The organism is Puniceicoccaceae bacterium (genome assembly GCA_040224245.1).
Classification (GTDB): domain Bacteria; phylum Verrucomicrobiota; class Verrucomicrobiia; order Opitutales; family JAFGAQ01; genus JAKSBQ01.
Map to the genome: position 1 here is coordinate 1 of JBEGIR010000049.1, position 21505 is coordinate 21505.

Annotated in this window: 16 protein-coding genes; 13 read left to right on the forward strand and 3 right to left on the reverse strand. The window is 55.5% G+C overall.

The window, feature by feature from the left end; genetic code table 11:
- The 4 genes from ABQ298_08060 to dtd all read left to right on the forward strand — a co-directional run.
- The coding region (locus tag ABQ298_08060; GenBank protein ID MEQ9824323.1) for a hypothetical protein at positions 1 to 363 on the forward strand (363 nt) is incomplete at its 5' end.
- A 234-nt stretch (positions 364 to 597) separates the two neighbouring features.
- On the forward strand, positions 598 to 1938 hold the full coding sequence (locus tag ABQ298_08065; GenBank protein MEQ9824324.1) for a sigma-54 dependent transcriptional regulator: 1341 nt from the start codon (positions 598 to 600) through the stop codon (positions 1936 to 1938).
- Positions 1935 to 3782 carry an ATP-binding protein gene (locus ABQ298_08070; GenBank protein ID MEQ9824325.1) on the forward strand — a complete coding sequence of 616 codons (1848 nt, stop codon included), beginning with the start codon at positions 1935 to 1937 and terminating at the stop codon, positions 3780 to 3782. The genes ABQ298_08065 and ABQ298_08070 overlap by 4 nt, the downstream gene beginning before the upstream one ends.
- A 176-nt stretch (positions 3783 to 3958) precedes the next feature.
- Positions 3959 to 4417 carry a D-aminoacyl-tRNA deacylase gene (gene dtd, locus ABQ298_08075; GenBank protein ID MEQ9824326.1) on the forward strand — a complete coding sequence of 153 codons (459 nt, stop codon included), beginning with the start codon at positions 3959 to 3961 and terminating at the stop codon, positions 4415 to 4417.
- Between the two features lie 53 nt (positions 4418 to 4470).
- On the opposite strand, the gene ABQ298_08080 is transcribed toward dtd, so the two are convergent.
- Genes ABQ298_08080 through ABQ298_08090 form a run of 3 tightly spaced genes read right to left on the reverse strand, consistent with a single transcriptional unit; the run spans position 4471 to position 8392 of the window.
- Positions 4471 to 6165 carry a glutamine--tRNA ligase/YqeY domain fusion protein gene (locus tag ABQ298_08080; protein ID MEQ9824327.1) on the reverse strand — a complete coding sequence of 565 codons (1695 nt, stop codon included), beginning with the start codon at positions 6163 to 6165 and terminating at the stop codon, positions 4471 to 4473.
- Positions 6166 to 6203: 38 nt separating this feature from the next.
- Positions 6204 to 7523 (reverse strand): glutamate--tRNA ligase family protein, encoded by a 1320-nt coding sequence (locus ABQ298_08085; protein ID MEQ9824328.1) that lies wholly within the window; start codon positions 7521 to 7523, stop codon positions 6204 to 6206.
- A 56-nt stretch (positions 7524 to 7579) separates the two neighbouring features.
- A complete protein-coding gene (locus ABQ298_08090; GenBank protein MEQ9824329.1) occupies positions 7580 to 8392 on the reverse strand; it encodes an RluA family pseudouridine synthase in 813 nt (270 codons plus the stop codon).
- A 63-nt stretch (positions 8393 to 8455) separates the two neighbouring features.
- Here ABQ298_08090 and ABQ298_08095 point away from each other — a divergent pair, with 63 nt between their 5' ends.
- The 9 genes from ABQ298_08095 to ABQ298_08135 all read left to right on the forward strand — a co-directional run bounded on the left by ABQ298_08095 (position 8456) and on the right by ABQ298_08135 (position 21473).
- Complete coding sequence (locus ABQ298_08095) at positions 8456 to 9904, forward strand: hypothetical protein (protein ID MEQ9824330.1); 1449 nt, start codon at positions 8456 to 8458, stop codon at positions 9902 to 9904.
- Between the two features lie 51 nt (positions 9905 to 9955).
- Positions 9956 to 10186 carry a hypothetical protein gene (locus ABQ298_08100; protein MEQ9824331.1) on the forward strand — a complete coding sequence of 77 codons (231 nt, stop codon included), beginning with the start codon at positions 9956 to 9958 and terminating at the stop codon, positions 10184 to 10186.
- Between the two features lie 6 nt (positions 10187 to 10192).
- Positions 10193 to 11794 carry a CTP synthase gene (locus ABQ298_08105; GenBank protein ID MEQ9824332.1) on the forward strand — a complete coding sequence of 534 codons (1602 nt, stop codon included), beginning with the start codon at positions 10193 to 10195 and terminating at the stop codon, positions 11792 to 11794.
- Between the two features lie 140 nt (positions 11795 to 11934).
- A complete protein-coding gene (gene kdsA, locus ABQ298_08110) occupies positions 11935 to 12741 on the forward strand; it encodes a 3-deoxy-8-phosphooctulonate synthase (GenBank protein MEQ9824333.1) in 807 nt (268 codons plus the stop codon).
- Between the two features lie 40 nt (positions 12742 to 12781).
- The gene (locus ABQ298_08115) at positions 12782 to 13597 is read left to right on the forward strand and encodes a hypothetical protein (GenBank protein MEQ9824334.1); all 816 of its coding nucleotides are present in this window, start codon (positions 12782 to 12784) and stop codon (positions 13595 to 13597) included.
- A 79-nt stretch (positions 13598 to 13676) separates the two neighbouring features.
- On the forward strand, positions 13677 to 14546 hold the full coding sequence (ispH, locus tag ABQ298_08120; GenBank protein MEQ9824335.1) for a 4-hydroxy-3-methylbut-2-enyl diphosphate reductase: 870 nt from the start codon (positions 13677 to 13679) through the stop codon (positions 14544 to 14546).
- A gap of 32 nt (positions 14547 to 14578) precedes the next feature.
- The gene (locus ABQ298_08125; protein MEQ9824336.1) at positions 14579 to 15232 is read left to right on the forward strand and encodes a DUF2959 domain-containing protein; all 654 of its coding nucleotides are present in this window, start codon (positions 14579 to 14581) and stop codon (positions 15230 to 15232) included.
- A gap of 152 nt (positions 15233 to 15384) precedes the next feature.
- Positions 15385 to 18411, forward strand: coding sequence for a hypothetical protein (locus tag ABQ298_08130; protein MEQ9824337.1), 3027 nt, complete (start codon positions 15385 to 15387; stop codon positions 18409 to 18411).
- A complete protein-coding gene (locus ABQ298_08135; GenBank protein MEQ9824338.1) occupies positions 18408 to 21473 on the forward strand; it encodes a hypothetical protein in 3066 nt (1021 codons plus the stop codon). Before ABQ298_08130 ends, ABQ298_08135 begins: the two co-directional genes overlap by 4 nt.
- Positions 21474 to 21505: the final 32 nt, after the last annotated feature.

Genomic DNA, 21505 nt, shown 5'->3' on the forward strand with positions numbered 1-21505 from the left:
ATGAATACTCAGAAAAATATCGTTACCATCCTGGCTTCCATGTTCTTCATCAGCGGCGCGCTGTTGGCGTCGGTTGAAGAAACTCCCGTTCCCTCCGCTTCCTGGGAGTCCAATTCAGTTTCTGTTTCCGCTGAAGGAGAAGCCGTTGATTTTGCCGAACTCATTCGCGAAAGCCTTCGCGAAGACGAACTTTGTGCGCCCTACGCCGATACGCTTGGAATCAAACTCAGCGATGATCTCGTGAAGCTGACCGGTGTGGTCGATTCCGAAAATGTGCGCTGGCGCGTTGAGGAAATCGTTCGCCAAAACACACATCTTGACATCGACAATCAGATCGAAGTCGCCGCTACAGAAGAAGAATAAGGCACGTATGCCCGGTGATTTCCGAATCGCAGATTCGGGAACCTCATCATCATAGGGAACAGAGGGGCGACCGCAAAGGTCGCCCTTTTTTGTCGCCGGGATTGAATCCGGAACTCCAAATGGCTATGTAATGCTGATGCGAATTGCCGAGGGTTCCACTTCCATCCTATTTCCAACCGCAATGGTCCACCATCATTCGCGTTATCCCATCAACCCATTTCAGATTTGAATGCCATGAACCTGCTCATCGTGGATGATGAACTCAACATCCTCAAAACCACCTCCATCGCTCTTGAAAGCATGGGGCACCACGTCCATGTGGCGGACAATCTTCAACAGGCCCGCAATATTTTGAACGAGGAGCCAATCGATGCGATGTTTCTGGATATCATGCTCGGGTCGGACAATGGACTCGACTTCCTGCGCAGTCTGAAAGAACAGGGTGACGATACCCCAGTCATCATGTTCACAGCCCATTCCACCATCCAACTGGCAGTGGAATCCATGAAGCTCGGAGCCTACGACTTCATCCAGAAACCCTTTGTACCCGATCAGATCCGGCAGATGCTGGATCGCCTGCGTCGAACCATGCAGCTCGACAACCGGGTGAAAAACCTGGAAAGTCGGGTGGCCGACGACAATCCGACCCTGCTGCTACAGTCGATGGAGCCTGCTGTTCAAAAAGCCTACGATGTCGCTCAGAAAGCTTCCAGCTCGGATGCGAGCATCCTGCTGCTCGGACCCAGTGGCACCGGAAAATCCATTCTCGCACGTCACATTCACGATCAGAGCCAGCGTGCCCAAGGCAGGTTTGTCACCATCAATTGCCCAAGCTTGTCCAAGGAGCTTCTCGAGGGAGAGTTGTTTGGCCATGTCAAAGGTGCATTTACCGGTGCCATTCGGGATACCTGGGGCAAGGTGGCTGCAGCGGATAATGGAACCCTTTTTCTCGACGAAATCGGCGAACTGCCACTCTCCATACAGCCCAAGTTGCTGCGCCTGCTTCAGGAGCGCGTCTACGAACGTGTTGGGGAGACCAAAACCCGCCAGGCCAACGTGCGCGTGGTGGCAGCGACCAATCGTGACCTCCGGCAGGAAGTGGCGGAAGGTCGCTTCCGCGAGGATCTCTATTATCGGCTCAAGGTCATCGAAATCTGGCTGCCGGGTCTTCGTGACCGCACGCTGGACCTCATTCCCATTGCCGAGCGCTACCTTTCCTTTTTTTCCGAACAGTTTCGCAAGGAAAAGCTGAGGTTTCACCCCGATACCATTGAAGCACTGGTGCACTATTCCTGGCCCGGCAACCTTAGGGAACTCAAAAATGTGATCGAGCGCGCCGTGATCCTGAGCGAAGGCAGTTCGATCATGCCAACGGATTTGCCCGATGAATTCCAACGCTCCGGTTCGGATACTGAAGATGGAGCCAATGATACGGACTACCGTCTTTCTGCGGTGGAGGCCCGCCATATCCAACTCATCCTATCTCAGACAGGCAGTCTCGACGAAGCGGCCCGGGTGCTCGGGATCGATCCCGCAACCCTCTACCGCAAGCGCAAGAAGCTGGGGTTGGCATGAAGACCCGAAAGTCCAAACTACGCGTTCGCATTTACCTTTGGCTCTCACCGCTGCTGGTGCTGACCATTGGGCTGACCCTGCACCAGGTGTTTTTCGCGCGAAGCGTCAACCGCTCGATCCAGCTCGTTGCCGACGAAGAATTTCAGGTGGCGCATGTGTTGAAACAAACCATTCAGCACCTCGAAAGCGTCCGCATGCGTGTCAGTGCCGACATTGCTTTTGCAGATCACCTCGAGTTGCTGGCATCCGACCATGATCTACTCTCGGCACTGCCTTCGAAAAACTCCACGCTTCCGCCACGTTTTCCCGGTATCCTGGATCGTCTCGAAGCTCTACTTGGCATCTTGCAGCAGCATCAACAAAAATCCGCACGCACCGGAACGGACCTCGCGCGAATCGACATGCTGATCACCCAGTTGCTCAACGACTTTGCATCCCTCTCTGTTCAGGCTTCGGAGCAACTTTCCATTTCCTATCAAGAGCTGCGAAAGGCTGCCGTTCAGTCGTATGTCATTATGGGTGTCGGATCTGCGATTGCTGTAATGCTTGCCTTCGCCATCTCCACGCTGATCAGTCGACGGATCGCGAGTCCCATCGACGACATGCACGAGATCACCCAGCAGGTTGCCCTCGGAAACCTGGAAGTTCGGCTCTCCTCCGAATACGGACAGGAAATGCAGCGACTCGCACGCAGTTTCAACCACATGATCGAGCGGCTGCGCTATTACCGGGAAGTCAGTGATGATCGCCTGTTGCGACTCTTTGAGGCGCTGCAAACCATTCTGCAACGCATGCCCGACCCTGTCTTTGTAGTGCAGGAGGATCTCACTGTGCAGTTTCGCAATCCTCGGGCAGACGCCATGCTGGCGAGCCAGGAGTTTCAGGATGGTTTTCCTTCCTCACTGTTGCAAATGGTTCGGAAGGGTTTTTCGCATGCCGATTCCTTTATCCGAAGAGGCCTTGATGAAGCCGTGTCATTTCGGGTCATGGGAGAGGAGCGCTACTTTCTCGTTCACACGTTCCCCTTCCAGCTCATCAACCTCGAACGCCTCGACTCCGATCATACCGAACCCGCAACCCTCGCCGTCATGTTGCAGGATGTCACTGCGATGAAGCTTTCGGATCGACTCAAGACCGATCTTGTCGCAACCGTGAGCCACGAACTCAAAACTCCGATCACGAGCGCAAGAATGGCGCTCTATCTCCTGCTCGAGGAACAAATCGGTACACTCAACCCAGAGCAGCGAGACCTGCTGGTCACCGCACGGGATGATCTCGAGCGTCAGCTTTCGATGATTGATCAATTGCTGAGTTTCACGCGATTTCAGTCCCAACCCATCGAATCGCCCCGGATTCCAGTCATGCTTCCCGAATTGCTCGACCAATGCGTTCGCAACCATTCCGCCATTGCCAAAGCTGCCCATATTTCAATGGCGACTGATTACTCCGATGAAACACCACTGACCCTCACTTCCGACCCCGAAGCGCTCAGTGTTGTTGTCAATAATCTGCTGGGCAATGCGATCAAGTATTCGCCTACACACAGCACTGTTCAAATCACCTGTAAGACCGTGCACCGCAATATCCAGATCTGTGTGGCAGACGAAGGTCCGGGAATCCCGAAAGATCGCATCCCCACTCTCTTTGAACCCTACACCCGCGCCTGCCATCCCGCTCACATTTCCGGCACAGGTCTCGGCCTTCACATTGCAAAAAACCTCGTGCAGTCGCTGGGAGGCCAACTGTGGTGCGAGAGTGAACCCGGCAACGGAAGTCAGTTTTTTGTCTCGCTCCCAAGTAAGCCGACAACATCCCTTATTTCCATTCCCCCACCCAAGGTCTGAGTCACTACACACGCCCAATCCCGCCTTCCGAGTTGCCTCGCATTTCCAAGTTTCTAGGATCTGGGCATGACGCAAATCACGAATTCGATCACCCCATTTGGTAAACCCCATCAGCGCTCTCCCCACCATGCGTACGGTGGATCTCAGTCCACTTCCCAAAATCTCAACCACCCCTCATGAGAGCCTTGATTCAACGCGTCTCGCAGGCATGCATCGTGATCAATGGAAACCCCGGTGGATCGATGGACACAGGCATGGTGGTGTTGCTCGGCATTGAACGCGGAGATACTGCAAACGACCTCGACTGGTTGCTCAACAAGTGCCTGGACCTTCGAATCTACGAGGACAGCGAGGGAAAAATGAATCGCTCCCTGCGCGACTCCGGCGGACAGGTCATGGTCGTGAGCCAATTCACACTCTACGGCAATGTAAAAAAAGGAAACCGCCCGTCCTTCAACCGTTCGGCAGCACCAGCCGAGGCCATTCCTCTCTACAATGCCTTTGTCGAGGCGATGCGGCAATCACGGGGGTCTGCAAATGTCATCACCGGTACATTTGGTTCCAACATGCAGGTGACTCTCACCAACGACGGTCCCGTAACGCTGCTGCTCGACTCCCGCAACAAGGAGCTTTGATGACCCCGAAAGGATCAAAGTCAGTTGCAGGGCCTTGATCTTGGACACTCCACTCAGCTCTGCTTGGCCCAGGAGTCGCGAAGGGAGGCGGTGCGATTGAAGACCAACGCGTCGTCCGCTGCGCGGCTGTCCCGGATGAAATAGCCGAGGCGTTCGAACTGGAAGCGGGTGCGCGGGTCGGCCTGCTTGAGGAAGGGTTCCACCTTGGCGTTTTCGAGCACGACCAGGGACTCCGGGTTGAGTGCGTCGAGGTAAGTCTTGCCCTTTTTTTTCTGCGAATTGCTGGGTTCCGGGTTCTCCAGGGTGAAAAGCCGGTCATACAGCTGGATGCGGGCGTCGAGCGCGTGGGCCGCCGAAACCCAGTGAATCGTGCCCTTCACGCGTCTTCCATCGGGAGTACTGCCTCCCTTGGACTCCGGATCGTAGCTGCAAATCAACTCGATGACGTTGCCGTCGGTATCCTTGATCACCTCATCACAGGTGATGTAATAGGAGTAGCGCAGTCGCACCTCGGCTCCGGGCGTCAGGCGGAAGAATTTTTTGGGAGCGTCTTCCATGAAATCGTCCTGCTCAATGAAAAGCGTGCGCGAAAAAGGGACCTGTCGCGTACCAAAACTCTCGTCGGTGGGATGGTTCTGGGCCTCCACCCACTCCACCTGGTCCTCCGGGTAATTCTGAATCGTCACCTTGAGCGGACGCTGTACCGCCATCACGCGCGGTGCCTTGTTTTCGAGATCTCTGCGCAGGCAGTTTTCAAGTCGGGAAATGTCAATCCACTGCTGCCGCTTGGAAATGCCAATCTCCGCGCAGAAGGTGCGAATCGACTCCGGCGTGTACCCCCGGCGACGCAGGCCACTCAGGGTTGGCATGCGTGGATCGTCCCAACCGTCGACGTAGCCCTCGGTGACGAGTTGCAGCAGTTTGCGCTTGCTCATCACGGAATAACCGAGGTTGAAGCGGGCAAACTCAATCTGGCGCGGGTGGAAGATGCCGAGTTTTTCGCAGAACCAGTTGTAGAGCGGACGATGATCCTCAAACTCCAGCGAACAGAGGGAGTGCGTGACGCCTTCCATCGAGTCCGACTGCCCGTGAGCGAAGTCATACATCGGATAGATGCACCAGGCATCACCCGTGCGAAAATGATGCTCGCGCTGGATGCGATACATGACGGGATCCCGCAGGTTCATGTTGGGGCTTGCCATGTCGATCTTCGCGCGCAGCACCTTGCTGCCGTCAGCGAACTCTCCGGCCCGCATGCGGCGGAAAAGGTCGAGGTTTTCCTCCGGGCTGCGGTCGCGATAGGGACTGTTTTCACCGGGTTCGGTCAGGGAACCCCGCGTCTTGCGCATGGCTTCGGCGTCAAGTTCACACACATAGGCGTGTCCGGCTTCTATCAATTGCTCAGCCCATTGGTAGAGCTGCTCATAGTAATCAGACGCAAAGCACTCGCGATCCCACTGAAACCCGAGCCAGGAAATATCCTGCCGGATCGCCTCAACATAGTGCATGTCCTCTTTCGCCGGATTTGTATCGTCCATGCGCAGGTTGCACTTGCCGTTGTACTCGCGCGCCATTTCAAAGTTCACACAGATCGCCTTGGCGTGCCCGATGTGCAGGTAGCCATTGGGTTCGGGCGGAAACCGGGTTTGCACCGACTGAAAACGCTTCGAGGCAAGATCGGAATCAATCGCCTGTTGAATGAAATGTCTGGACTCGGGTTTGGATGGCGTTTCTTTGGAATCTTCCATGGCAGGTAAACGGATTGGGATGGGATGGAATGCGAGCTTCAACCCACTCGTTGAAGAGCATTGGCCAGACGGTTCATGACGCGGTCTTTTCCAAGCACCACGAGCAGCGGCATCAGATCGGGACCACCGCCCACGCCACTGACGGCCCAGCGAAGGGTTGGAAACCAGGCGAAGGGTTTCTCCTGCCCATGTGCTTCGGCAAGCGCCTGCAGGGAACGCTCCAGTTCACCTTCGCTCCAGTCCTGCACAGGCTGCAGTGTGGACTGCAACTGTTCGAGCAGGGTGGAGAGTTCTCCCTTTTTCTGCAGTCGCTCGGTCACCTTGGCATCGACCGGAAATGCGTCATTGAAAAAATAGGTCACATAGTCCGCCAACGAATCGAGACCATTGACCTTGGGCTGAACAAGCTGCATGACACGCTGCAGGTAGCTCTCATCAGTATCTTCGGGTAACTGACCCGCATCTGCCAGGATCTGGCTCGCCATCCATGAGAAGGTGCCGATCTCCAGCCCACGCAGGGTTTCCGTATTGATGTAGGCCATCTTCTTCTCATCGAACTTGGCACTGCCCTTCTGAATACCGGCGAAGCTGAACTCTTCCAGAATCGTCTCGATCGGCATCACCTCGCGGTTGTCCTTCGGATTCCACCCAAGCAGACAGAGGTAGTTGCGCACAGCAGAGGGCAGAAAGTGCTGCTGCTGATACTCCTCGATCAGGGCACCCTTGTCGCGCTTGCTCATTTTGCCTGGACCCGACTGCTTGAGGATGAGCGGGATGTGCGCATAGACGGGCACGGGTTCGCCAAATGCCTGAAACAGTTCGGTATGCTTGGAAGTATTGGAGAGGTGGTCTTCTCCGCGAATCACGTGTGTGATCTTCATGGTGATATCATCCACCACATTCACAAAGTGAAACACGGGGTTCCCATCGGAGCGGATGATCACAAAGTCCTGCTCCTCCATGCGCTCCACACGCCCGCGCACTTCATCCTGAATTACCTGCGGCTCACCGGAAACCTTAAAAAAAACCGCGCCATCCTTGTCGTAAGCACGCCCCTTGTCGCGCAGTCGCTGCAGGTAGTCCGCGTAGATCGCGCTGCGTTCGCTCTGGAAATACGGACCGTAGTCCCCACCCTTTTCCGGACCCTCGTCCCAGTCGAGTCCAAGCCAGCGCATGCCGTCAAGCAACACTCTCAGTGCTTCCTCCGTATTACGTTGCTTGTCAGTATCTTCGATGCGCAGCACAAAGGTTCCGCCCGTCTTACGGGCGTAGAGCCAGTTGAACAGCGCGGTGCGCGCGCTTCCGATGTGGAAAAACCCTGTGGGAGAGGGTGCGAATCTGACACGAACTTGCGACATGGATGCAGGTGATGAAAAAGGGTTCATCTTGCCGGGGGCACCGGACTGACTCAAGACTAAAGCGGTGGACTCCAACCGACCGAAGCACTAAGCGCAGCGAGGTCCGGCGGAAGCGGTGCGACAAAGCGATATGCAAGCCTCGGGTCCAGTCCCTCAAACTCGAGTGCAGCCGCATGCAGAGCCTGTCGCGGGAACCCGAGAGCCTGCTGCAAACGGGGTGTCCAGCCCTGTTCAATGAACTCGAGGTAGAGGCGATCATCCGGCCCATAGAGCTTGTCCCCGATCACCGGATGTCCCAGCCAGTGCAGGTGCGCGCGAATCTGGTGTTTGCGCCCGGTAACCGGAATCGCTTTGACCACGCTCACGTCTGCCGCTGCATCGTAGTGCATGCCTTCAAAGCGCGTGAGCGCTGACTGTGCAGAGTTGGACTTGCGTACGGTCTGCTTCACATAAACCTCGCTCTCAAGGTCTTTCGCGAGGGGCTGGTTCACCTCCTGTTCCCCCATCAGTTTTCCCTGAACCCATACCCAATAATGCTTGCCTACACGGCGCTGTTCAATGGCTTTCTGATACTGACTTGCGCCAAAGCGCGTCTTCGCGATGAGCACAATGCCGCTGGTCTCACGATCCAGACGACTGACGAGGTGTCCCTTGTCAGAGTTGAGGTGAATTTTGGCAGCGCCGACAAGGCTCGACATCGGTCCCTGCTTGGAGGGATGGCAGACGAGCCAGCCGGGCTTGTTCAAAGCCAGGATGTGGTCATCCTCGTGCAGGATCCACTGGGAAAACTCTCCCTCCTGCACAAGCGATGCCGCCTCGCCCGTAAAGCGTTTTACCCATGCAGGATCCAGCTCGAGATTCAGATTCATAAGCGCTGAGCAAAACGCAGGATTGTATCCGGTGCAATCGATCATTAACTTGCGCGCACTTTCATGCCACCGTCACCGCAGAACCTGCCCCCACACCCCATCTCCTGCACCTGGAATGCAGCCCTGCTACTGCTGGCACTGGCTGTCGGCATCAGCACGGTAGCGATCAAGGGATTTCACTTGTTTTCAGATGACAGCTATGAACCCTTCATCCAGGGTGCCGACGACGCACACTACTACCTCTGGCTGCGTTCCGTGGTAGTGGATGGGGATGTGCGCTTTGATAACGACATACGCGAAACCCCCTTCCTCGAGGAACATGCCAAGCAGACCATTCTGGCACAGCCACTGACCGCCACAGGTGGAGTGATCAATAAGTTTCCTGTCGGCTGGGCTGTGGTGTCTGCACCGTTTTTCTGGGTAGCGCATGTCTTCGCACCACTCACTCCATGGCCTGCTGATGGATTTTCTCCACCCTACCAGGTCGCCGTGTGGGTCGGCCATATGCTGATCGCCGCGCTGGGATTTGCACTGTGGTTTCACATTCTGAGACGCTGGGTTGCAGCGGATGTCGCAACCATCGCCATCTTGCTGACCTGGCTCAACAGTCCCATGATTTATTACCAGAGCGCGCGTATCGCAATGGTGCACAATGCCGTGTTTGTGCTCGCGTGCCTGGTGTTCTGGCTCGCGCTTCGCATTTCCGAAATCATCCGGCAAGGCCACGAATCAAATGGTTCCAAATCCAACAAATTGCTGCTGCTCCTAATCCTTGCGGCGGGATTTCATGCGGGGCTTCTTGTGATCTGTCGACCCAGTGCACTGGTTTACCTGATCCCTCCCATCGCACTCATTCTGACCACGATGCTGCGCCACCTTCTCACAAGGCCTGGACTGTGCGCTGCCATGGTAGCAGTGGCAATCATCGGAGCCACAGTAGGTGTGTTTCCCCAGCTGCTGGCGTGGAAGCACCTTTACGGGAGCTGGATATTTTACAGCTATCAGGGCGAAGGATTCCACTGGCTGGCTCCGCAGTTCTTCACCAGCCTGTGGTCTGCTCACCACGGTCTTTTCAATTGGCACCCGGTGCTGCTGATCGGCCTGGCAAGCCTGCTGACAGCAACGGTGCGCAAGCTTTTCCCTGCCTCGTGGATCGCAACCGCACTGCTCATCATCTGGGTAAACTCGGCTTGGCACATGGTGTATTTCGGCTCCTCCTTTGGAGGACGGGCCTATGAGTTTCTCGTGTTTTTTGCATCGCTCGGCCTGGCATTTCTGTTGCAGTTTCTGGCACGCGCACAGCGCTGGCGCACCACCCTGATGCTCACCCTGACTCTTGCGGCGATTTGGAATGCGCTGTTTCTCTACGTTTTTATGCGGGGATATGTGAGCCGGGAGCTGCCCGTCAGCTGGTCCGAGCGCATGGAGGCAGTGGGATCCCTGTTTTCAGAAAAAGCCACTCCCGCTAAAGAATCAGCCGAATCGGAAACCACTCCGCACGGATCGGGATAAAAGCTGGACTTGTATTCGCCTTTCTGGCTCCTATGGTGGAGGCATCACGGGATGTCCGACACACTGCAGCACATTATTTTTCAAATCCAGCTCCTGTTCTCAGGCAGACCAGTATGGCTGGTGATTGTGGTCGCACTGGTCGTCACCATGATCCTCAAGGTTATGCTGAGCAAGCTGTTCAAGCTGGCACTCAATGTGATCTTTTTTGTTTTGATCTACGTGCTCGTGCTCGTAGGGTTGGGCTATTTGTTGAACGGAGGGTTCGCGAGCGTTCCCATTTGAAAGCTGATGAAATACATATTTGTGACAGGTGGAGTGGTTTCCTCCCTCGGTAAAGGGCTGACAGCCGCTGCATTGGGCGCGCTGCTTGAGCAACGCGGGCTACGCATCAAACTCCAGAAGTTCGACCCCTACCTCAATGTGGACCCGGGCACCATGAATCCGTTCCAGCATGGAGAGGTGTATGTGCTCGATGATGGAGCTGAAACCGATCTGGATCTCGGACACTACGAGCGTTTCACAAACTGCCGCCTGTCCCGCCGGAACAATCTCACTTCGGGACAGGTCTACGAATCGGTTCTGAAAAAGGAGCGTCTCGGGGAGTATCTCGGCAAGACGGTACAGGTGATTCCCCACGTCACAGATGAAATCAAGGCCAATCTCTACAATGCTGGCGATGAAGTTGATGTGCTGATTACCGAAATCGGTGGCACCATCGGTGATATTGAGGGCCTGCCTTTTCTCGAAGCCATGCGCCAGTTTGCACTGGAGGTGGGCAAGGCCAATGTGCTTTTCATCCACGTTACCCTGCTGCCCTACATCAAGGCTGCCGGGGAGCTGAAATCCAAACCCAGTCAGCAGAGCGTGGCAAAGATGCGCGAGATCGGTATCCAGCCCGACATCCTTGTATGTCGCACAGAACACCCGCTCGACATGTCGATTCGGCAAAAGCTTAGCATGTTCTGCAATGTACCCGTGCAGGCCGTGATTGAGGAGCAGGATGTGGAGTCATCCATCTACGAACTCCCGCTCATGCTGCAAAAAGAAAATCTCGACACCCTTGTGGTCAACGCGCTGGGCATCACCAATCCTCAACAATCCATGGACGAGTGGCGCGATATCGTGCGCCGCCTCAAATTTCCTGCAAAACGCACCACCGTTGGCGTTGTCGGAAAGTACATTGAACTGCAGGATGCCTACAAATCCGTATATGAATCGCTGACCCATGCAGGCATTGCCCACGATTGCGAGGTGAACATCGTTCGCCTCGATGCGGAGTCGTTCGAAACCGAACAGGGACTCAAGCAGCTCGACAGTCTCGATGGCATCGTGATTCCCGGAGGATTTGGAGGACGCGGCATTGAGGGAAAGATCAACGCAGCCCGCTACGCACGCGAACACAACATCCCCTACTTTGGCCTGTGTCTGGGTCTGCACATCCTCACCATCGAATTTGCCCGAAACGTGCTCGGACTCGAAAAAGCCAACAGTCACGAATTTGATGAGCACTGCCCGGACCCGGTCATCTATCTGATGGAGGAGCAAAAGGACGTCACGCACAAGGGTGCATCCATGCGCCTTGGGGCTTATCAATGCGAGCTGATTCCCGGCACACACAGTGCGGAGGCGTATGGAAAGCAGCTGATCAGCGAGCGTCATCGGCACCGCTACGAGTTCAACTCCGCCTACACCGAACGCTTTGCCGCAGCGGGCCTGCGCGTCGCCGGAATCAATCCTGAGCGCGGTTTGGTGGAAATTGCGGAAATCGCAGAACATCCATTTATGGTGGGCGTACAGTTCCACCCGGAGTTTCAGTCCAAACCCAACGCACCCCATCCCCTGTTCCGCGCCTTTGTGGGAGCCTGCCTGCAGCGCAAGGAACCCAAATAAAGACCACCCAGGGAAGGGAATGTGCCGTGGATTCCAATGCAAGTATGTTAACTTCAGGCATGGAAAACCTTGAGCGCATTGCCTGCGAGGTTCCCGATTCCGGAGTTTCAGAATGTTGCTAACCTTTGCCCCATCCGCCCATGTTATTTAATCCACAACAACTCCTGCTGCTCGCCGGTCCCTGCTCGCTTGAATCGGAGTCTCTCGCACTGAAGGTCGCGACCACGCTCAAAGGACTCGGGGACACCTATCCCGATCTCAACCTCATCTTCAAGGGATCGTTTGACAAAGCCAACCGCACCTCACTCAGCAGTGACCGGGGCACGGGACTCGCGACCGGACTCGAGATTTTTCGTGCCGTCAAGAAGGAGACAGGCTTGCCCTGTGTGACAGATGTGCATCTTCCCGAACAGGCTGAAGCCGTTGCCGAAGTGTGCGATGTGCTCCAGATCCCGGCGTTCCTGTGTCGGCAGACCGACCTGCTGGTCGCCGCTGCCCGGACCGGTCGCGTCGTCAACGTCAAGAAGGGACAGTTTCTCTCGCCCTATGAAATGGAATTTGTCGTCAATAAGCTGGAACAGGCAGGGGCAAAGGAGATCTGGCTGACGGACCGTGGCACAACGTTCGGGTATCAGAATCTGGTGGTGGACATGCGAAGCATGCCGATCATGAGTCGTTCGGGTCATCCCGTCATCCTCGATGCCACCCATGCGGTGCAACTGCCGGGGGCCAGCGGAGGTAAAAGCGGAGGACAACGCGAATTCGTAACCACTCTCGCCAGTGCTGCACTGGCCGCCGGAGCCAAGGGTCTCTTTCTCGAAACCCATCCCGATCCCGCCAGTGCCATCTCGGATGCGGAGAGCCAGCTGCCGCTCGAGCAGCTCCAGCGCTGGTTGCCCCACTGGATCCAGTTGTGGAAGTGTGCCCGTCAATTCCCTGTCGATTGAACTTTTCATTCCAGCGATACTCTGCAAGGTCAAGAAAGCTATGAAACTGAGCCAACGACTGGAGCGAAACTTTGCATGGATTGCGATCCCCAACCTGACCCTCTATATCATCATCGGGCAGGTGATGGTCTGGTTGCTGCAAAACCTCGCAAATTATCCAATGGATGCGATTGCGCTGGTTCCGGGATTGGTGATTCGGGGTGAAGTGTGGCGCCTGTTCACCTTCATCTTTTTCCCGCCGCAAACCCACTTCATCTTTCTGGTGTTTGCCTGGTTGATACTTTTCCTGACCGGAACCGCGCTGGAACAGTTTTGGGGTAGCCTGAAATACACGGGCTATGTGCTGCTGGGCTGGTTTCTCACGGTGCTGGCCACTATCGCAGGCATTTTTGTTTATCCCGGAGTGATGATTCCCAATCTTTTCATCACGGCGTCCATCTTTCTGGCATTTGCATACGTGAATCCCAACTATGAGTTCATGATCTTTTTTGTGCTGCCAGTGAAGGTCAAATGGCTGGCTGTATTCACGCTCGCACTGTTTGGCTACCAGTTCCTCACCGGACACCTCATCATCAAAATCGTCGTTCTCGCTGGTGTGGGGAACTATCTCATCTTTTTTGGCAGAGACATGATTCAAAGCCTGAAGGGAGCCCAGCGACGTCGGGAACATCGCCAGCGCTACGAATCCCAAAAGGTTTCCGCTGAAGAGGCCTTTCACACGTGCAGCGTCTGCGGGGTCACCGACATTGACGAACCGGACATGCAGTTTGTCTACTCGGACGGCAAGGGTTTCTGTGAGCGCTGTATTCGTGCGGCATCCACTTCATCCACGGATTCCGACCCCGAATCCCGATAGCCTCTGTCCCTGCAATTGCGGCTGGGAGATTGTGTTTCCTCATTTGACCTCAAGGCATTCCCGTCCATAAATACGCTGCATGAAGGTTATCAGATCCAAGAGTGCAGGATTTTGCTGGGGAGTTGATCGTGCCATCAACATTGCAAGGGATTACGCGCAAAAGGGGAAATCCGTCGTGTACACCGATGGCCCGCTGATCCACAATCAGCAAATGATGTCCATGCTCGAAAAGGAGGGTATCCAGGAAATCGGGGACTATCAGAGCCAGAGTGACCTCACCCTGACGGAAACGGACAAACAGGATGCGGTTATGGTCGTACGCGCTCACGGTATCTCCCCGGATCGACGCAAGTATCTGAAGTCGCTGGGCATGGAATTTCGCGATGCCACCTGCCCCGACGTTGGCATCATTGCCGGCAAGATCAAGCAGCACGCACGCAAGGGCTTTGCAACCGTGATTTTTGGAGATCCCAAACATCCTGAAGTGATCGGATTGCTCGGCTATGCAAATGGAAACGGACACGTGATCCAGTCCCGCGAGGATATTGACCAGTTGCCCGATCTGGGTAACGACGTCTGTATGGTGTCACAATCCACCATGTTCATCCATGAGTTTGAAGATCTCTCAAACCACCTGCGCGAGCGCTATCCGGAACTCCGCATTTTTAATACGATTTGTGGAGCAACTCGCGAACGTCAAACCGATCTGGTCAAGCTCGTGAATGAGGGTGCCGAAGCCATCGTGGTCATTGGGGGTCACCACTCTGCCAATACGCGTAAACTCGCCAAGCTCGCCAAGCTTCAGGGCAGACCGACCTTCCACATTGAAACCGCCAAGGATCTCGACGCCGAAGCCCTGCGCGATTTTCAGACCGTTGGAGTCACGGCGGGGGCCTCAACCCCCGACTTCATCATCGACGAGGTCTGCAAAACCCTCGAAAAGCTGTAGTTCCCAACAGCCCGAATCCCTGTATTGTAACCATGAAATCGAGCATGCTTTCTCTCGCAGCGTTGTTGCCATTGCTGTTGCTCAGCAGTTGTCAGACGCCCTACTACGCCGCCATGGAAAAAGTCGGCGTGCACAAGCGCGACATTCTGATGGATCGGGTGGAAAAGGGGAAAGAAGCACAGCAGCAGGCCAAGGAACAGTTTGCGTCTGCGCTCGAGGAATTTTCCGCACTGACAAATTTTGACGGCGGCAGCCTGCAGATCACCTATGACCGCCTTCATCGCGAACTTGAGCGCAGCGAGAAGCGGGCAAAAGACGTGAAGGATCGAATCGACGCCATTGAGGAGGTCTCCAAAGCCCTCTTCAAGGAATGGAAAAAGGAGATTGGCGACTACCAAAACGAGTCCTACCGTGCGATCAGTGAAACACAGCTGCAACAGACCCGCGAGCGCTACGATGTGTTGATTCGGGTGATGAAACGGGCAGAAGCATCCATTGAACCGGTGCTCGTCACGTTTCGGGATCAGGTGCTCTTCCTCAAGCACAATCTCAACGCTCAGGCAATTGCCTCCCTTGGAGAACAAAGCGCACTGCTCAAGTCTGATGTCACCGCGCTGCTGCTCGAAATGGAGCAATCCATTGCCGAAGCCGACGCCTTCATCGCAAGCATGCAGCCAGATGCCTGAGCGGTAAACCGCATGGCTGCCCTTCTTTGCTCCCGTTCGCTTCGGGAATCATCAGAACCACCGCAATGATGAGTCCGTCAACCGGGTACAGCGCTCAAAGATTCAGATTGAACCCCCTGAGCATGCCACTATCGTAGGCAGACCTCTTCAGCATGCCAGAACAGCTCATTTTCACCAGCAAACCTACCGGAATCCAGCCAGGGCGTTCCGGCTTTCAAGTGGTGGCACAGCACAGCAACCTGCACCCACGGCTGGTTGCTGCCCTCGAAAAAGAGAGCATTTACGAATTTGCTGATAACTCTCAGACCCTTCCGGTCGTCTGCAAGTTTCAGATTTTTGAATACGGAAGTGAACGCTTTCACGTGCTGACACGCACTCAATCCTGCGGAGTCGATTTCACTGGTCGCCCAAACCACATCGCCCATCATCTCATTTTTGCCAAGGATGAACTCCCGGCATGCCCACCAGCAGCTATTTTTGCACTGTGGAAAGGATGGAGGGATAAATGGGAAACCAAATCCCGCTACCTGGGCGAATGGGATCGCGTCAACTATGAGAACGATGCCGAACCCTTCCATTACAGCCGCATTGCGCTGCCAGCAAAGACATGGAAGGCCCGTGCCGGGGACGAGGGCGCAGCTGCCCTGCCGCTGTTGAACAAGGCAGAACATGTGGTGTTTCCGTTCCCCGACGGGATGGAAGATACCCTGATCTGGCTGTTTCTCGAGACGCAGAGCCTGCTGCCCGTGGAAAAAGCATGGGAACTCACCTTCACCAACTATCGCATCGAAAACGACAACCTCAGCCGCTTCCGGTGGATCGGCAATCCGGTCACTGCCAATCCTCTGGCACTCGGGATGGACTCGTTGACGCTCGATCTTTTCCAGAGTGAGCAATCCTTTGAGGTGCCGCAGCACGAACTGGTCGAGAAAGCCCGACGCCCGCTTCAGCTTCCCAAACCCCCTATCCCACGAAACCAGCGCTCCGCCATCTCCATTGCTCCCTTCGAGGACCAGGGTCCGATTCAGGATGAACTGCTGCTCAACGAACAAAGTGTCGTTGCAAAGCCTCCCGCTCCCTCGCCCGACGAGTTGCTCGAATCTTCGATGAGCAGCAATCTGCCGGACCTGCACTCCAAGGATTCCCTTGCAGATGTATTTGGTGACGAAACCGATACCCATTCCGCATCCTCTCCGTCCGAAGCATCTGAGGATGATCTGCCGCAGCGCACGCCCCAGCAGCGTTGGACATTGATCGGCATCAGCGCGCTCGCCATCCTGATGCTCGTGGGTGCCGTCTTTCTCGCACCCGTGGTAGTGGAACTGCTCAATCGCAAAGTAGACCCGAACCCGACCGCCCGTCCCGTCGAAGAGAATGCTTCACTCGTGGAACGCAGGCAGCGTGCCGAGGCCCTGCTGCAGGATCCTTCATCCCGCATCGACAACCAAATCGGCGAAGTCGATACCATCATCGAAGAGGGTCAGTTCCTGCTGGCAAGGGCCTACCTTTCCCGTAACCGGGGGCGCGAGCAGGTTCGAAACAGTGACGGATTTCGACGCCTTGAAACCTGGTTTGAATCCCAGAAATCCATCCTGGAGCGCATCAACCGCGAAACCGGGATGCTCGCCCAGCAGGTTTCGCTGCGAAAGGTTCTGCCCGACTTCGAAGCAACTCAACGGGATCTGCACGCCCGGATCGACTCCCTCGCCGCAGATCTTCAGCCTGCGCTTCGCGAAAGTCTTCAACGCATTGAAACCGACTATGAATCCTGGTTGAATCAGGTCCGGCTGAAAACCGCAAATGTTCCCACATTTTTCATCCCCATTGATCGCGATCAACCCCATCCGATGGCGAAGTTTGACGGAATTCCCCAATCCGCAGTCGATTGGCTCGCCAGCCTCGAATTGTTTCCCGTCACCTCCCAAATCGAAAATATTCGCATCCTGGTATCCCCGTTCCGCGGACTCAACCAGTTTGAACTTGCTGCAAATGATTCCATCCAGCTGAGCTTGTGGAAACAGAGTGACCGCTCCCTCATCTCCTATCAGTCCGGACAGGCCGAAGTCATTGAACTGCGCGCAGACCCCAGCGATCCGGATTCCCTGCATTTCCACTGGCGCTACAATCCCTCGCAGGTGCCATCCAACACCCCCACACTTCCCGAACCTCCCATCATCCTGCACTTCCAGAATGCACTGACCGCTCAATCCATCAATGTCGTCATGCTTGGCGGTATTTCCCAGTCGGTCACAGCACCCGCCGAAGTGCCATTTTCATTTCTCCAGCTCGACCCCCAAAGTTATGACATGAAGGTCATGGATCCGGTTCTCAGGGAAAAGCTTGAACTCTTTCTGCTTCCCCCGGATCGCTTCCTGCGGCTGCGCTCGGTTGATGACCGGTTTCATTTTGCGTGGGACCCCGCTCTCTCGGCATTTCACCTGTATGAATCCAAGGAACTCGACTCAAAGGCAGTGCGGAATCTGCAACAACAGATTTCACAGGAACACGCCCGATTGAATCAACTGAATCGCCAGCAAACCATCTACCGCAGCATCTCCTTTGTCCGCAATACTCCTCTGTGGTCGCTGGGTCGTGAAATCCTTCCTCCGGGTACCTGTCCAAAAGAACTCGAAACGTTTCAGGATTTTTTCGAATCGCGCGGTCAAAATTTCTTTGAATACCTGCGTGCGATCATCACACACTTCGCCGATACCTATACCCTCATTCGACCATCAGTCATGGAGCAATGGGTGGCCTTTCCAAAGGATCGCATTCCCCGGACGGAAGACGAAGTATTGACCTACCGAAACATGTTACTGCGGACAAGCAAACGACTGCGTTCTTTGCTCAAGCAGGAAGATCCCAACCACCTCGAACACTGGCGTCATTTTGTGACCCATTTTGAGTTTTGGCTGTTGGGTGAACACCAGAAACAGCTGCTGGATGTGCTCACGCTCACTCCCGTGGAGATCAGTCTTGCGCATGCAACCGAGATTGAACAGGTTGAGGAGGAGCTGACCCACGTTCGAAACCGCATCGAATCCCTTCAACTCGAACTCGAAAGCAGCAGTGATCTCTCCCAAATGCGGGACATTGAGCGCTGGCTGCTCGAGATTGCTGCCATGGATGCGTCCCTTCAGACGCTTCCACTGATTCTCTTTGATCGCAACGACTCATGACGCCCCACTCGAGATCACTCCTGCTTCGCGTCCACGAGTTACTGGACGGCAAACTGGATGTGCAGCAGACCGACGCCGTCGCATCGGACTACAACCAGTTTTGCGAGCAGCTTCAAGCGCGCATCCGTCAGTTTTCCAAGCTGCTCAAGGAAGGGCAGTACTACGCCGCTCTGGATGTGGCGCAACTCGAGCCAACCCTGACCACCCAAATCGAGCGTATCCGTTTCCCCCGGGAATCGGAGTGGCGAAACTTTCTCGCCGAGCGGGGAATTGCGTGCTTCCCCGGTTTTGATGATTCTGAACTCAAGCGCGTGAAGGAAGTCTGCGCGGATCGCTCGCTCCGGCAGCCCCCGGCTTACCGCGACTATCGAAAGGCGATTTTGCTCAAGAACCGCTCCGAAGCGATTCAACATCTGCGCCAACTGCACACCGCCTATCCCAAGGATCTCAACGCAAAACAGGAACTCATCCGTCTTGAAAAGGAGGCATTTGAGTCCATCGAAAAAGAACTTTCGCAGCTGCTCCGTCTCGAGAAGAACGACCTTGCCATTGAGCGCGTTCGCACAACCCTGCAGCAGGACTGGATCATTCCACTCGAGGGCGATGCCTGGAAACGGTCCGTCGCATTGCATGCCGAGCAGGAAAAGCGAAAACAGCTCGACCAACTCAACCAGACACTCTCCCAGGCCAAGGTCATTCAGCGCGTGGGGAACTGGAGGGACGCAGCGCCGCTCATCCAAAAGCTGCGCTCCACCCGTGAATCCGGTTTTTACCAGGAGCTGACCGCTGTCCAGCAAAACGAACTCAACGGCTTGCTCAAGTGGTTTCACGAAACCGAATTGCAGCACGATGTCAGCCGGAAGAATCAGGAGGGCTTCGAAGCCCTGTTGTCCCAGCTCAACCCCGACACACTGCAGCAAAAATACCAGCATGCCCCAAGCAAACAGGTGCGTCTGGCCCAGAAACAACTCGCAGCCGAGTGGAAACACTTTGAATCCCTGACTCCCGAGGCTTGCCAGGAACAGCGCTCCAGCTTTGAACGTGCGCAGCGTGTGCTCGATGAGCTGGCCCGTCACCGACGAAAGAGCCGCTCCCGTTTTCGCTGGGTGTGGATTCTCATGCTCCCGCTAGTCGGAGTCGCAGGAGTCGCCCTGTTCTGGTTGAATCAGCAGGAGGCTTCACTGGCCAACACCGTGCGCAACTCCTATGAACAGCGCGATGTGCCATCGACCCGCCAGGCTCTGGCACGATGGGATGCGTTTACGAAGCGCTTTCACAGCTCACTCAACCCGTTCCGTCACTACCGGGCGCATCGTCAGGTCGGAGAGGTACGCAGCTGGATCCAGGAACTGCGGCTGCGCCATGAAAAGATTCAGGAATTGCTCACGCGAACGGAATCGGAACTGCAAACCCCGCCCGGGCGTGCAGAACTGCGCAGGATACGGCTCAACCTCACCATCGCGGAGGAGCTGCTCGACAAGCTTCCCCGTGAGAGCTACGCCGAGGCACATGATCGCTTCGCCGCACTCACTCAAACACATGAGCAGTTCCAGCAACAGCATGTGCAGCAAATGCGCAGCGAACTCTCTGCCGAGCTAACGTCGATCACCAAGCACATGCGTTCCAAACTCACCACGGATCGCACGGATTTTTCCGATTTGGAAAAGGATCTCACAGAGCTGCGAACTGCCTTTCGCAGCGCAGAGTCCCATATTGCCCAGGCACTGGATCTCAGTCATATCACAGATCTGCAGGATCAGCTCGCATCATTGAAGCAGGAAGTGGATGCATACGGTTCTGCCCATGCCACTCTGATGCAGCTCAAAGGCCGGTTGCAGCAAAGCATTGCGCTCTCGGAATACCTGGACTACCTGAGTCAGCTCGCGCAACTCCCGCTCAAGGGTCATGCACTTGTGCAGCATGCCCAGCGTTTGACTGCGGAACGCGAGCGATTCGAAAACCTTGCCCAACAACTGCTGCTGCCTGACAATGCCCTTGCCTGGCAACAGTTCCTCAAGCGGATGGACGAACCGCTAATCGCTGAGGGGCTCGACCCGAAGGAGCGCACCGTCTGGAGACAATTGGCCGGACAGGACCCCCTGCGTGAGATTTATCGCTACCGTCTTTTCCGCTACCAGGATGGAGAAGCGGTTGGCAATTTTCGCTGGGTTTTCACACACGGTGAAGCCCGCATGGAATCCTCACTCGATCCCAGTGGATCGCAAGTTCGCACCGCCGTCATTCAGGAGTTTGACGAACGGCTCGTCGGCGTTGGACGGGGCATTCCTTTTGCCGAGGTGCGATACAGCTGCAAGACCGATGCCTCAGGCGCACCAATTGAAGGTGATTTGCTCGAATTTGACAGGCTGAGTCCAGAGTCGGGATACTACCGCGAAGTTGCGGCCTTGTGTGGTTTTCAAGGGGAGTCCGAAGGGTTTTCACGTCCGCTGCTCGAAGTAATGGATCGCGTGAAAGCAGAGGCCTTTATCAGTCCGATCTTCAAGGCATGGATGCTTCAGGAACTCTTCAATCTCATGCTGGTTCGCGCCTTCGACTGGGGGCTGAATTTTTGCCCTGCCGCCCAGTTGGAATACCGGAATCTTTCGACGATCAAGGGTACGCTTTTCCCATACGACTGGCTGCGCCCTTCCACCCAGAACCGCATCCTCCAGCCGCTTACCCGCTACTTCGATGGGTTGCCAAAACACTCCTACCACCAACAGGCCGTTGCGAGTCGGGAGCTTTTTAAGCAAATCTCCCGCCAGCGTGTCCGCTTTGGTGGATATGTGGACGACACGGGAAGGTTCATGCTGCTCAGTGCCACTCCGAATGATCGCACCTTGTTCGGGATGCGGGAACAGGGCGTCATCGATGTGCTTCGCACACCGCGCATGGAGGGTACACCCGCCACGCAGTTTCCCGCTGTTCCCTACAGTCCGATCATGTTTTTCAACGATCCGCCACGCATCATCCTTGAACGCGTGACCCGCAACATCGGCTTCGATGTCAGCTCAGAGGCTTTTCGTCCCTTCCTGCCTTCGATTTTTCTCGATTCGCAATAAAAGGATTCACCCCTTTGTCATTGGGAACAATG

Coding starts and splice junctions, on each gene's coding strand:
- ABQ298_08065 (MEQ9824324.1), top strand. CDS start 598: ATGAACCTGCTCATCGTGGATGATGAACTCAACATCCTCAAAACCACC.
- ABQ298_08070 (MEQ9824325.1), top strand. CDS start 1,935: ATGAAGACCCGAAAGTCCAAACTACGCGTTCGCATTTACCTTTGGCTC.
- dtd (MEQ9824326.1), top strand. CDS start 3,959: ATGAGAGCCTTGATTCAACGCGTCTCGCAGGCATGCATCGTGATCAAT.
- ABQ298_08080 (MEQ9824327.1), bottom strand. CDS start 6,165: ATGGAAGATTCCAAAGAAACGCCATCCAAACCCGAGTCCAGACATTTC.
- ABQ298_08085 (MEQ9824328.1), bottom strand. CDS start 7,523: ATGTCGCAAGTTCGTGTCAGATTCGCACCCTCTCCCACAGGGTTTTTC.
- ABQ298_08090 (MEQ9824329.1), bottom strand. CDS start 8,392: ATGAATCTGAATCTCGAGCTGGATCCTGCATGGGTAAAACGCTTTACG.
- ABQ298_08095 (MEQ9824330.1), top strand. CDS start 8,456: ATGCCACCGTCACCGCAGAACCTGCCCCCACACCCCATCTCCTGCACC.
- ABQ298_08100 (MEQ9824331.1), top strand. CDS start 9,956: ATGTCCGACACACTGCAGCACATTATTTTTCAAATCCAGCTCCTGTTC.
- ABQ298_08105 (MEQ9824332.1), top strand. CDS start 10,193: ATGAAATACATATTTGTGACAGGTGGAGTGGTTTCCTCCCTCGGTAAA.
- kdsA (MEQ9824333.1), top strand. CDS start 11,935: ATGTTATTTAATCCACAACAACTCCTGCTGCTCGCCGGTCCCTGCTCG.
- ABQ298_08115 (MEQ9824334.1), top strand. CDS start 12,782: ATGAAACTGAGCCAACGACTGGAGCGAAACTTTGCATGGATTGCGATC.
- ispH (MEQ9824335.1), top strand. CDS start 13,677: ATGAAGGTTATCAGATCCAAGAGTGCAGGATTTTGCTGGGGAGTTGAT.
- ABQ298_08125 (MEQ9824336.1), top strand. CDS start 14,579: ATGAAATCGAGCATGCTTTCTCTCGCAGCGTTGTTGCCATTGCTGTTG.
- ABQ298_08130 (MEQ9824337.1), top strand. CDS start 15,385: ATGCCAGAACAGCTCATTTTCACCAGCAAACCTACCGGAATCCAGCCA.
- ABQ298_08135 (MEQ9824338.1), top strand. CDS start 18,408: ATGACGCCCCACTCGAGATCACTCCTGCTTCGCGTCCACGAGTTACTG.